Raw genomic sequence first — 12,551 nt, 5'->3', positions numbered from 1 at the left:
ATTACTGTTGTTCTTTAAGGAAACACACGACCGCCTGGCGATCGTCTGCAGAAGCCAGCCCCATGTAGGGCATGTAGGTCCCCGGCACAAAGGCCTGGGGTTGAGCGATGAGTTGCGCGATGTTTTCGGCTTGCCAATTGATGTCTTTGTTGCGCATGGCCTGGGAGTAGTTGAAGCCTTCCAGCGAACCGGATTTACGCCCGACCACACCCGCCAGGTTAGGCCCCATCATCCCCGCCATCCCCTTGCTCACCGAATGACAAACACCGCATTCATTGGCGAAGACCTGGGCGCCATGGCCCTGATCGGGTGTGCACTCGGCCGCCAGCGCGGTGTGCGTCAGGGTGAATGAGAGCAAACCCATGAGGGGTAATCGCAGGGAGGTAAACATAAGAAAACGACCTTGGAATCCGCGCGCTCGTCAAACGAGCGCCAACACTGAAAGTACCGATACAGCATCGCATCGGTGGGGTTAGTACGGATTGTCGATGGTCGTCGGCACGCAGGTTTTGTCCTGCGTGCCAGTCGTGTTGCCAGGGCTGCCAAACGGGCCAATCTGGCAAGCACAGCCAACTTTTTGGCAACCACACAAAAGGGCGAAAAAGTTCCGGGCCGTAGTATCGAAAAAGACCGCAAACCTGCGCTCAAGAACAAGAACGGATGCCACATATGCTCAAGTCCCCCTTGCTTCGTCTCTCGACTCTCGCGCTGATGATCAGTGCCGGCCAGGCTGGCGCCTACGAACTCTATGCCGATGACGACAGTCACCTGAACGCTACCCTGGAAGCGGTATTGGGTGTTTTCCACAGCCAGGAAAACTACGCGCTGTCCGGCCGCCTCGACCAAGGTTCGTCGTCGTGGCGCGAGGGCTACATCAAATATGGCCTGAGCTTCGACAAAGGCCTCGCCGGTGTGGGCACCGCGTATGGCGCGGCGAACCTGCTCAGTTCCGGCACCTGGGGCGACGGCGATGCCGCGGGCTTCAGCGACGGTTCGGAACGCACCACCAAGTTCGAAGACGCCTACCTCGGCTGGCGTTCGGGCAAACTTTTTGATGTGCTCGGTGAAGACGGCGTGGACCTGTCCTTCGGCCGCCAGAACATTGTGGTCGGTGACGGTTTCCTGATTAATGGCGACGCGCTCAACTTGGGCAAAGGCCTGGCCGACGGCGAATTCAACCGTGGAGGCGCCTACTGGCTGGCCGCGCGCAAAGCGTTTGACGAGACCGCCGTGTTGCGTCTGGGTGGCAAGGAAGGCTGGCGCGGCGACCTGATGTGGTTGAAATCAGACAATCGCGCCCAGGCCAAGACCGAAATGTACGTCGGCACGCTTGAACACGTCGCTGAAGCTGGCACGGTTGGTTTGACCTACATCGACAGCACCGATGTCGACGAGCAATTCGCCTCCCCTGCGCAACTTGAGCGCGACGGCATGAAGACCTACAGCCTGCGCGCGACAGGCAACGCAGGGGTGAAAAACCTGTTCCTCTCCGGCGAATACGCCAAGCAGGACAAACCCCACACCGCTACCGAAGATGCCTGGTACCTGGAAGCCGGCTGGACCTTTGCCGACGTCGCCTGGACGCCGTATGTCAGCTATCGCTTCAGCCGGTTCTCGGAAGGCTACGACACCCTGTTCTACGGTTTCAGCCGCGGTTACGGCACTTGGTTCCAGGGTGAAGTCGCCGGTAACTACGCAGGCCCGTTCAACACCAACTCGCGCATCCAGAACGTCACACTGAAAGTCTCGCCTCTGGAAAACCTGACGGTGGGCGCGATGTATTTCAACTACGACACCATCGACCGCAGCTTGGGCAATACCGACGGTCACGAAGTCGACCTGTATGCCGAATGGCACGTCAACGAGCACCTGACCGTGATGCCGCTGATCGGCCTCTACCAACCGGACAAGAGCGCCGAAGAAGGCGGCACCCAGCTGGGCAGCAACGACAAGAACCTCTACAGCCAAGTGGTGTTTGCCACCACGTTCTAAGCCAGACCGGGGCAGTGGCGCATCCACTGTCCCTATGGAAAAAGGCCTTTCCAATGCACAAAAAATTCCTGACGATCCAGAGCAAGATCGCCCTGCTTGCCGGCCTATGCCTGCTGTTGGTGGTGGGTTTGCTGATGGGCTTGTCGCTCTATCAAACGCATCAAAGCAGCCAGCAAGTAGCTCGTGCCAGCAGCGAAATGCTGGCCGATGCCGCCAAGGAACACATGCAAGCCCTCGGCAAAGTGCAGGCCATGCAGGTGCAGCGTACCTTCATGCAGACTCATGAGTTCGGCCAGGGGTTGTCGCGCTATTTGCTCTACTTAAGGCAACTGCAACATAAAGGCATTCTGACCCGCCAACAACTGCGGCAGGAGCTGAGTACACAGCTTCACCAGGCCCTGATCGACAAGCCCGACCTGCTCGGGCTTTATGTCATTTTCGAGCCCAACGCACTGGACGGCGCCGACGCCAGTTTCGTCGACCAGGCCGCCACGGGCAGCAACGAGACCGGCCGTTTTTCCCTCTATTGGGTACAAAGCAAACCCGGCGAACTGCAAGCGGTGATCGGCGACGAAGCGCTGCTCGCCAACACCTCTCCCGGCCCCAGCGGCGCCCCGTATAACGCTTTCTACACCTGCGCTCGCGATACCCGTCAGGCTTGCGTGCTGGAACCCTATTTTGATGAAGCGTCCGGCAGCCGCAAACTGGTCACCAGCATCGCTTTTCCGCTGATGGACAATGACAAAGTCATCGCCGTGGTCGGCCTCGACATCAACCTCGCCGCCCTGCAACAAAACAGCGAAGCCAGCGCGCATCAACTGTTCGATGGCCATGGGCAGATCAGCATCATCAGCCCGCGCGGGGTGATTTCGGCCAACAGCCAGGACGCCAGTCGCCTCGGCCAACCGTTGGACAGTGCCGAGGTGTTGGACACGTTGCGTCAGGGGCAACCGAAAGTGTTTGTCGATCAGCAGCAAATCAAAGTGCTCGAACCGTTGGCACCGATTGCCGGCGCTGCGTCATGGGGCGTACTGGTGGGTGTGCCGCAGGAGGTGCTACTGGCACCGGTCATCACGCTGCAAAAGGAGCTCGATGCACAAGGCGTGCAAAGCACGGCGCTGGAACTGCTGTTGGGTGGCGGCTCCGCCCTGCTCGGCTTGCTGTTGATCTGGTACACGGCGTTTCGCATCACCCGGCCGCTGCAAGTGTTGACCCGGGTCATGGAAGATATCTCCCTGGGCGAAGGCGATTTGACTCGGCGCCTTGAGGTGCAATCCCGGGATGAGATCGGCCAACTGGCGACCGCCTTCAACCGCTTTGTCGAGCGTATTCACCAGTCGATCCGCGAGGTGTCTTCGGCGGCGATTGGCGTAAATGAAGTGGCCAAGCGCGTGCTGCTGACCTCCAACTCGTCGATGAGCAACTTCGACGAACAATCGACCCGCACCAACAGTGTCGCCGCTGCCATCAACGAGCTGGGTGCCGCCGCGCAGGAAATAGCGAGTAATGCGTCCAATGCCTCACAGCAGGCCTCTGCCGCACGGCAACAAGCCGAAGACGGGCGTCAGGTGGTTGAGCGCACGATTCAAGTGATGAACGAACTGTCCGGAAAAATCAGCGCATCGTGCGTCAACATCGAAGTGCTGAACGATAAAACCGTGAACATCGGGCAGATCCTGGAAGTAATCAAAGGCATCTCTCAACAGACCAACCTGCTGGCCCTCAACGCGGCCATCGAAGCGGCGCGGGCAGGCGAAGCGGGCCGGGGCTTTGCGGTGGTCGCCGACGAAGTGCGCAGCCTGGCCGGGCGCACCCAAACGTCGGCACTGGAGATTCAGCAGATGATTGAAGAGCTGCAAGTGGGCGCGCGCGACTCGGTCACCACCATGACCGAGAGCCAGCAGCACAGCGAGGAAAGCGTCAGCATCGCCAACCTTGCCGGTAAACGGTTGGGCAGCGTGACCCAGCGTATCGGTGAGATCGACAGCGTTAACCAGTCTGTCGCGGCAGCGACTGAAGAACAGACCGCGGTGGTCGAGGCTTTGAACGTGGACATTACTGAAATCAACACACTGAATCAGCAAGGGGTGGAAAACCTGCATTCGACGTTGCAGGCTTGCACAGAACTGGAGCGGCAGGCTGATCGGCTTAATCAGTTGGTGGGGAGTTTTCGTATCTGAGATTGGCGTTGCCTGACACACCGCTTTCGCGAGCAGGCTCGCTCCCACATTTGATGTCTGTCGACCACAAATTTTGTGTTCACTGGAGATCCATTGTGGGAGCGCGCCGGCTCCGGGCGGCATTGCGACGAAGAACGATAACGCGGTGTCGCTGCTCTCCTCTAATACGCCAAATCTGGCACCCACACGCAACCAGATGGCATGCGCGCAAACAAGCCACTCCGCCCGCCGCGCGTAGTATCAAAACCGACCTCTTCTACCCCCAAAAACAATAAATCGACCTTAGGGTCGCAGGAGACTTCTGTGCTTAAGAAAAATGCGTTGGGTTGGCCAAAAATCGCCGGCCTCGGAATTGCGTTGGTGGTGGCCGGGCAGTTTTCCGGCTGGAATTTTGGGCTGATGGCGGGCGGCTGGCTGAACATGTTGATCGCCACATTGTTGATGGCCTTGCTCTGCGGCGGTCTGGCGTTATGCGTAGCAGAACTGTCGACCGCGCTGCCGAGTGCCGGCGGCGTGTTCGTCTATGCACAAAGCGCGTTCGGACCATTCGTGGGCTACCTGGTGGGCGTAGCGTGTGCGGTGGCACTGACCTTCAGCACTGGCGCGGCGGCGACCTTCATTTGCGCCTATACCGAGTCGATTTTTGGCCTCGGCGGCTGGCCGGTAAAAATCGCTTTGTTCGCGGTCATTATCGGCATCCACCTGCGCGGCGTCGGTGAAGCCATGGGGTTGACCATGATCGCTGGCGTCATCGCGGTCGTCGCCCTGCTCATCTTTGGCGTGGCCATGGCGCCGCATGTCGAGCTGACCAACCTGTTGAAGATGCCTTCTGCTAACTCAGCGCCAGTGATCAGTTTCGGTGGCATCTTCGCCTGTGTTCCGTTCGCCATCTGGTTGTTCATTACCGTTGAGCAAATCGGCTCGGCTGCCGAAGAGGCGGACAATCCTGCTCGCAGCATGCCGCGCGGCATTCTCGCGGCCATCGGCACTTTGCTGGTGACGGCGCTGGTCGTTTTGGTCTGCGCACCGGGCGCGGGCGGCGTCGAGCTGGTGGGGTCGGCCGGTGATCCGCTGTACGCCGCGATGACCAGCACCAACGCCTACGGCGAAGCCTCGTGGTTGGCGAAGGTGATTGGCTGCGGCGCGGTGTTCGGGCTGATCGCTACGTTCTTCTCGTTGGTGTACGCCGCCTCCCGGCAGCTGTTCGCCATGGCCCGCGATGGCTTGTTCCCGCAGTGTCTGGGGAAAACCGGCAAGCGCGGCACTCCATTCTCGGCGCTGCTGTTGATTGGTGTGATTGGCCTGCCGATGTCAGCGGTCGAACCGGCGACCGTGATGCTCGCGGTCGTGCTGCTGCTCAACGTTTGCTACCTGTTCATTTTCGGCGCCTATCTGCGCATTAAAAGCAGCCAACCGGATCTGCCGCGTCCGTTCCGTCTGGCGGGTGGCAAGGTGATTGCCTGGCTAGGCCTGGCCCTGACGCTGGTGGTGATCGCAGCCTGCTTCCAACTCGACCAACTGATGCTGATCGCCCTCGCGGTGACCTTCGCCCTGTGTATTTTCAACTTCCTGCTGCGTGCCCGACTGCAAGGCCGCACCACCGTACTCGAGGTTCAAGACCATGCCTGAAGACACGCTTTTGCAGCGCCGCCACCGCGTACTCGGCAGCGCCTCACCGTTGTTCTACGACAAGCCATTGCACCTGGTGCGCGGTGAAGGTGTCTGGCTGTTCGATGTTGACGGTCGGCGCTACCTCGACGTCTATAACAACGTACCTTGCGTCGGCCACTGCAACCCTCACGTGGTGGAAGCGATGCACCGCCAGGCCATGACGCTGAACATCCACACGCGCTACCTCGATGAACACATCGTGCGCTACGCCGAGCGCCTGACGGCGACCTTCGCCGAGCCGCTCGACACCGCAATGCTCACCTGCACTGGCAGCGAGGCCAACGAACTGGCGCTACGCCTGGCACGTTTCTCCAGCGGCGGTACCGGCATCATCGTCAGCGATTACAACTACCACGGTAATTCCGCGTCATTGGCCGAAGTCACCACCGCACTGCCGTCGCCGGAACCATTCGCCACACATGCCCGCGCGGTACCCATTCCGTGCCTGTACCGGGCACCAGCCGGGACCACCGAGGCGCAACTGGCGGAGCACTATGCCGCGAACATTGCAGCGGCCATCGCCTCGCTGCAGGCTCAGGGCATTCGCCCGGCAGCGTTGCTGATCGACACCCTGTTTGCTAACGAAGGCTTGCCACGGGTGCCGGCCGGTTTCGTAAACAAAGCCGCTGAACTGATCCGCGCGGCGGGCGGTTTATTCATTGCTGATGAAGTGCAATCCGGCTTTGCTCGTACCGGCGAACATCTGTGGGGGCATCAGGCCCACGCTGTGGTACCGGACATCGTCACCCTCGGCAAGCCAATGGGGAACGGTTATCCGTTAGCCGGTTTGATCACCAGCAAGGCGCTGGTCGAGTCATTCGGGCGCAGTGCCATGTACTTCAACACGTTTGGCGGTTCGCCGGTGGCGGCAGCGGTCGGAATGGCGGTGCTCGATGTGATTGAAGAGCAACAGCTGCTGCGTAATGCGCACACCGTGGGCGCTTATGTGCAGCAGCGTCTGCAAGTGCTCGCCAGCAAGCATTCGATCATTGGCGACGTGCGCGGCAAAGGCCTGTTCTTCGCCCTGGAACTGGTGCGTGACCACGCCAGCAAAGAGCCCGCCGGGCTGGAAGCGCGCAAGGTGGTCAACCATATGCGTGAACTTGGCGTGCTGATCAGCAAGATCGGCGCAGGCGACAACATTCTGAAACTGCGGCCGCCGCTGGTGTTCAACCGCGAGCACGCCGACCTCTTCGTTGACACGCTAGACACCGCCCTGAGCGCTATCTGAGGCCCCGCCATGACTGATTTCCACACCCTGAGCCACGACCAGCAAGTTGCCAAACTGCACGACCTTGCGCGCCACGCCCTGCAACACTGGGATGGCACCTTTGCCGAGGTTGAACTGGTGAAATTCCGCGAGAACGCGGTGTTCTCGGCACGCCGTGAGGACGGCCAACGAGTCGCCCTGCGCATCCATCGCAATGGCTATCACGGCGAGGCGGCGCTGCGTTCCGAGCTGCAATGGATGGAGGCGCTGGCCACGGCCGGCATCACCGTGCCACAGATTATCCGGGCCCGGAACGAGCGCCATCTGATCGAAGTGATCCATGCCGACATCGGCGAACCGCGCCATGTCGACATGCTCGCCTGGCTGCCCGGCGCGACGACGGGCACCTCGGAAGCCGGGGTACAGGCGGATACCGAAATCGACTTTCTGTTTGCCGAAGCAGGTGCGATTGCCGCGCGCATTCATTTGCATACAGCCGAGTGGCAGCAGCCGGACGAGTTTGTCCGGCATGCCTGGGATGAAGAGGGTTTGATTGGTGCCAACCCGTTCTGGGGACGTTTCTGGGATCTGGAACAACTCAATGAAGAACAACGTGAACTGTTGCAACAGGCCCGTCGCCGCGCACGCTGCGACCTGCGCCAATATGGTCGGCATCTGGACAACTTCGGGATGATTCACGCCGACCTGGTGCCCGAGAATTTGCTGATCGAAGGTGCCAACCTGCGCCTGATCGACTTCGACGATGCCGGGTTCGGTTGGCACATGTTTGAGCTCGCCACCGCGCTGTACTTCTGCCTGGACGACCCGCGTTATGAGCAAATCAAAACGGCGCTGTTTGCTGGTTATGACGCGATCAAACCGCTGACTGCGGCTGATCGAGAGACGCTGGCGCTGTTTCTGCTGCTGCGTGGCACGACGTACCTGGGCTGGATTCATACCCGTAAAGGCACGCCGACGGCGATTGAGATGGCGCCGATGTTGATTGATCGGGCGTGTCGATTGGCGCGGGAGTATTTGCAATAGTAGTGGCAAACACCAGAGCTTGTGTGGCGAGGGAGCAAGCTCCCTCGCCACAGTTATGCTAAACGCTTTTAATCAAGGCAGTTTCAGCACACCGCACCGGCATGCTCAAGCCGATGAAACAGCCGGTTAAAATACACCAGACTGTCACCTTCCCCGCGTACACCAACCTTCGACAGCTCGACAAACATCACCGAGTGCGAACCGACTTCCTTGCACTCGCTGATCCGCCCTTCGAGCTGCACCAGCGCATCGCGCAGCACCGGCACGCCTGTCTCGCCGCCATCCCACAAATCCCAAGCAAAACGCTCCGCCATCGGCACCTGGGTCATGCCGGCAAAGTGTCGGGCCAACTCTTCCTGCTCGCCACACAGAACGTTGACGCACAGACGGCCATTGGTACGGAACACATCGTGTGTCGCACTGCCACGGTTGACGCAGACCAGCACGGTGGGGGGCGAATCAGTCACCGAACACACCGCACTGGCGGTAATGCCGCAGCGCCCGCCAGGACCATTGGTGGTGATGATGTTCACTGCAGCAGGCAACTGCGCCATGGCGTTGCGAAAGTCTATTTGATGCTGGCTCAGGTCGGCCATGTCATTGCCCCTCCTTTAGGAGGACCGCCAGTATGCGGTCCGTAGGTGATGGAACAAGACTAAGGTCCGACACGCTGCACGACTATCCTGACCATCCCCATGCTGAGGTTGGCTTTCCGCTAGTCGACTAGGTGGTTTCTTTATCGTCAGGGCCAGTCACAGTGAGTATCCTGCTAACTAGCTCCTTGATGAGCCGATATCCGCCGCAGCGTGCACGCGTGCGAAAACAATAATTAGAAATTTTCGTGGCAGTCCCTGATGGAAATCCGCAAACCGATTGTTTATATCGTTGATGACGACAAAGACCTGCGCACCTCACTGGCCTGGTTGCTGGAGTCGGTCAGCGTGCAGGCGCAATGCTTTGCAGGCGCTGAAGAATTCCTCAGCCAATACGACCCCAAGCAGCCGGCGTGTCTTGTGCTGGACGTGCGCATGCCGGAGACCAGCGGTTTTCAGTTGCAGGAAATACTCAACCAGCGCGGCAGCACCTTGCCGACCATATTCGTGTCCGCCCATGGCGACATTCCGATGTCCGTGACAGCGATGAAGAACGGCGCACTGGATTTCGTTGAGAAGCCCTATAACCCGCAGCAAATGATCGAACGCATCCAGGCCGCGCTGAAGGCTGCCGTGCACGCCCAGGCCGATCAGGAACAACGCCAGCATCTGCAAAGCAAGCTTAAGTTGCTCACCAGCCGCGAACGCGAAGTGTTGATGCTGGTGATCGATGGCAAAGCCAGCAAAGTGATTGCCCGGGAGCTGAACATCAGCGTCAAAACCGTTGACGTGCATCGCACCAAGATCAAGGAAAAGATGGGCGTGACCAGCATCGCCATGCTGGTGCGTGAAGTGCTGCATTTGCCGGCGGAAGAGCCTACGCGACACTAAGGCACACACTCCCCCTGTCGCAGCTGTCGAGCTTGCGATACGCACCCGGCGACACGCCAAAACGCGATTTGAATGCCGACGAGAAGTAACTTGAGTCGGAGAATCCCCAGGCGTAGCACAGCGCCGAGAGCTTCTGCTCGACGTGCGCGCGGCGCAGGTTTTCCGCGCAGAAATCCAGGCGTCGGTGCTTGATATATTGCGCCACCACCAGGCCGCGCTTGGAGAACATCCGGTACAAGCCACGCACCGAAATCCCTACCTCACGGGCAATCAGCTCGGGACACAGTTCTTCAACACTGAGGTGTTCGTCGATGTAGGCGATGATCTTGCGGAACTGCCGCTCATGGGCATCGCCGCCGTTGTCACGGCCGCTGATCCCCGGCAAGAGCAGGCTGACCAGGGCATCGAGTACGGCTTCGCTTTCCTGCATGTCCAGGCCTTCCTGCTGCCGGGTATCCAGCACCAGCTTATTGGCCATCGCGGCCAAAGGCGTGTTAGCCGCAATGCGCGTGGCGCAGTTGACAGCATTGAAATGCGAGCCACGCTCCACCACCTGACGCGGCAGGATCAGTGACAACTGTCGGGAATCATCGTTATAGGTCATGTCGCTCGGGCGGCAGGCATCGATCAGGGCGATGTCGCCAGTGCCCAGCTGAGCGCGGTTGTCGCCCTGCTCCAGCTGCGAACTGCCGCGCATCTGGAATACCGCGTAGTAGTGGCCGTCGCTGCTGATACTGACGTCTTTGCTGGTGCGATACAGATGAACGTGCGCCATGTCGACGACACTGAGGTTGATGGCGCCGCTGCGGAACTCCGCCAGCTCACCGTAAAAATCCGAATCCAGCGCTCGGGCATCGAAACGCCCACAGGCCTGGTTGACCTGGCTCAGCCAGTTTTCGAACGCCTCATTGCGAACCGCCGAAGAAGTCATCATCACTGCAAAGCCTCACGCGTATTTTATTGTTATTTTTCGACCGCTTCGTCGAGCGGTTCGGCAAATGTTTCGTACTGGGTCGTCACCTCCTTCGACGGCCGCCGGCCCCCATTCAACAGGCTCCGGCGTGTGCTTGCCAGCGTTCCCTCTCGTTAAATGTCCAATACCAGACGAGCGGAAAGCGCTCGCGAAACGCAGGCGCAAATCTGCTTGTTGGCCGCCTTCTCTTTGTTCGACAAACAGTTGTCGCGATGCTCCGGTACACCTTCCAGTACCTCCACTATGCAGGTACCGCAGATACCTTCGCGACATTCGGTGTCGATATCACAGCCGTGGGCCTGCAGCACATCGATCAGGCTGGTATTGGCCGGTACCTGAAGAACCACGCCAGAGCTGGCCAGCTCCACTTCGAAACCGCCACTAGGGCCCGCATTGGCGGCCGAGTCGGCTGCAAAGTGTTCGAGGTGAATCGCGTCGTCAGATCGGCTGCGCGCGGCCACTTCCACCACTTTATTCATGAACGGTGCCGGACCGCAGGTGTACACATGCGCTGCACTGCCCGACTGGTTCAGGCATTCACTCAACGCCGCATCCAGATCACCCGGCTCGACGCCGTAGTGAAACTGCACGTAACCGGCAAAAGTGCTCGCCAGAAGGTCAGCAAACGCCGCATAGGCCGGCGAACGGGCGAAATAATGCAGACGCCACGGCTGGCCGCTTTCCGTCAGCCGATACGCCATGCTCAGCAGCGGCGTAACACCGATACCGGCCGCGAACAACACATGCTCGGTCGCCGACGGGTCGAGGCGAAACAGGTTGCGCGGTGCCCCCATTTCCAGCTCCATGCCCTCTTCCACCTGCTCGTGCAACGCCAACGAGCCACCGCGCGACTGCGCCTCCTTCTTCACCGCCACCAGATACGCGCGGCGATCGTGCGGCGGGCTGCACAGAGAATACTGGCGGGTAACCCCGGTTGGCCCGGTGAGGTCAACATGAGCTCCCGGTTCATAGGTGTCGAGTGGCTGGCCGTCACTGCGCACGAGGCGAAAGGAACGGATATCCAGCGCTTCGTCGACGATCCTTTCGATTTTCACCTTCATCATTGCGTCACCTGAATACGGTTGTTTTTGTAATGAGGCCTTGTGGCGAGGGGATTTATCCCCGTTGGGCTGCGAAGCGGCCCCCAGCGTCCATTCAGACAAATTGTGTTGTCCGGAATTACGACTGCTTCGCAGCCGAACGGGGATAAATCCCCTCGCCACAGTGATCTTCAACAGGCCGGTTTCAGCGCATGAACAAGCCGCCGTTGATGTCCCAGCACGCACCCGTAACCGAAGCCGCGTGGTCAGCGATCAGCAGCAACACACTGTCGGCGATGTACTCAGGGTCTCCCAGAGTGCTGACAGGGATGATTTTCAGAATCTGTTCCAGGCGCTCCGGAGCCACGGTTTCGCGCACCACCGGCAAATCCAGCGGCCCTGGCGAAATGCTGTTGACGGTCACGCCTCGCGGGGCCAGTTCGCGGGCGAAGACTTTGGTCAGTGTCGCGACGCCACCCTTGGCCGCGGCGTAATGCGCGCCAGTGGCGGTACCGCCGTTTTGCCCGGCGAGGGAGGCGATGTTGACGATGCGACCAAAACCGCGCTCGGCAAAGTGTGCGCCGAACACCTGACACGCGACAAACGTGCCGCGCAGGTTGATCGCCATCGACTCGTCGAACTCCTCTGGGGTAATGTCCATCAGCGCCGCGACTTTCGACACGCCGGCGTTGTTCACCAGAATGTCGGTGCCGCCCCAACGCTCGGCGAGCAGATCGCGGGCCCGCACAAAATCGGCTTTGTTGCGCACATCCAGTTCAATGGCGACGGCACTCGCACCGCTGCTATCAAGCTCAAGAGCAAGACTTTGCACACCGTCCAGGCGCACATCCGCCAGACCCACGCGATAACCTGCTGCATGCAAGCGCCGGGCGATGCACTCGCCCAGGCCACGCGAGGCGCCGGTGACCAGGGCTACTCGGTTCATGGTGGTGGGCC

At 60.0% G+C, this 12,551-nt stretch carries 11 protein-coding genes and 1 pseudogene; 7 read left to right on the top strand and 5 right to left on the bottom strand.

Annotation, left to right across the window (positions count from 1 at the left end):
• Nucleotide 1 precedes the first annotated feature (1 nt).
• Entirely contained in the window at nt 2-391 is a 390-nt protein-coding gene (locus tag ACXPVS_RS11245; protein ID WP_111449658.1) for a c-type cytochrome, read from the bottom strand.
• Nucleotides 392-669: 278 nt separating this feature from the next.
• Here ACXPVS_RS11245 and ACXPVS_RS11240 point away from each other — a divergent pair, with 278 nt between their 5' ends.
• From ACXPVS_RS11240 to ACXPVS_RS11215, 6 genes and pseudogenes are all read left to right on the top strand, one after another.
• The gene (locus ACXPVS_RS11240; protein ID WP_458509994.1) at nt 670-1,992 is read left to right on the top strand and encodes a hypothetical protein; all 1,323 of its coding nucleotides are present in this window, start codon (nt 670-672) and stop codon (nt 1,990-1,992) included.
• A gap of 53 nt (nt 1,993-2,045) precedes the next feature.
• Nucleotides 2,046-3,317 (top strand): annotated as a pseudogene (locus ACXPVS_RS11235) (HAMP domain-containing protein); the annotation flags it as partial.
• Nucleotides 3,318-3,407: 90 nt separating this feature from the next.
• Entirely contained in the window at nt 3,408-4,172 is a 765-nt protein-coding gene (locus ACXPVS_RS11230) for a methyl-accepting chemotaxis protein (RefSeq protein ID WP_372241542.1), read from the top strand.
• A gap of 303 nt (nt 4,173-4,475) precedes the next feature.
• Complete coding sequence (locus tag ACXPVS_RS11225) at nt 4,476-5,801, top strand: amino acid permease (protein ID WP_458509993.1); 1,326 nt, start codon at nt 4,476-4,478, stop codon at nt 5,799-5,801.
• Nucleotides 5,794-7,074: an aspartate aminotransferase family protein gene (locus ACXPVS_RS11220; protein WP_458509992.1), complete on the top strand. Its 1,281-nt coding sequence runs from the start codon at nt 5,794-5,796 to the stop codon at nt 7,072-7,074. The genes ACXPVS_RS11225 and ACXPVS_RS11220 overlap by 8 nt, the downstream gene beginning before the upstream one ends.
• Before the next feature lie 9 nt (nt 7,075-7,083).
• Nucleotides 7,084-8,097 (top strand): phosphotransferase enzyme family protein, encoded by a 1,014-nt coding sequence (locus tag ACXPVS_RS11215; RefSeq protein WP_458509991.1) that lies wholly within the window; start codon nt 7,084-7,086, stop codon nt 8,095-8,097.
• A gap of 83 nt (nt 8,098-8,180) precedes the next feature.
• On the opposite strand, the gene hpaC is transcribed toward ACXPVS_RS11215, so the two are convergent.
• Nucleotides 8,181-8,693, bottom strand: coding sequence for a 4-hydroxyphenylacetate 3-monooxygenase, reductase component (gene hpaC / locus ACXPVS_RS11210; RefSeq protein WP_111449664.1), 513 nt, complete (start codon nt 8,691-8,693; stop codon nt 8,181-8,183).
• Nucleotides 8,694-8,951: 258 nt separating this feature from the next.
• Between hpaC and ACXPVS_RS11205 the strand changes: the two genes are divergently transcribed.
• Complete coding sequence (locus ACXPVS_RS11205) at nt 8,952-9,581, top strand: response regulator transcription factor (RefSeq protein ID WP_111449665.1); 630 nt, start codon at nt 8,952-8,954, stop codon at nt 9,579-9,581.
• On the opposite strand, the gene feaR is transcribed toward ACXPVS_RS11205, so the two are convergent.
• The 3 genes from feaR to ACXPVS_RS11190 all read right to left on the bottom strand — a co-directional run bounded on the left by feaR (nt 9,568) and on the right by ACXPVS_RS11190 (nt 12,540).
• A complete protein-coding gene (feaR, locus tag ACXPVS_RS11200) occupies nt 9,568-10,515 on the bottom strand; it encodes a transcriptional regulator FeaR (protein WP_458509990.1) in 948 nt (315 codons plus the stop codon). The genes ACXPVS_RS11205 and feaR overlap by 14 nt on opposite strands.
• Nucleotides 10,516-10,667: 152 nt before the next feature.
• Nucleotides 10,668-11,618, bottom strand: a complete 951-nt coding sequence (locus ACXPVS_RS11195; protein WP_458509989.1) for a PDR/VanB family oxidoreductase — start codon at nt 11,616-11,618, stop codon at nt 10,668-10,670.
• A 181-nt stretch (nt 11,619-11,799) separates the two neighbouring features.
• Nucleotides 11,800-12,540: an SDR family NAD(P)-dependent oxidoreductase gene (locus ACXPVS_RS11190; RefSeq protein WP_458509988.1), complete on the bottom strand. Its 741-nt coding sequence runs from the start codon at nt 12,538-12,540 to the stop codon at nt 11,800-11,802.
• Nucleotides 12,541-12,551: the final 11 nt, after the last annotated feature.

This window comes from Pseudomonas sp. Ma2-10, from assembly GCF_054330215.1.
The sequence above is the reverse complement of the archived record's forward strand: the minus strand, read 5'-3'. Positions and strand labels throughout refer to the sequence as shown.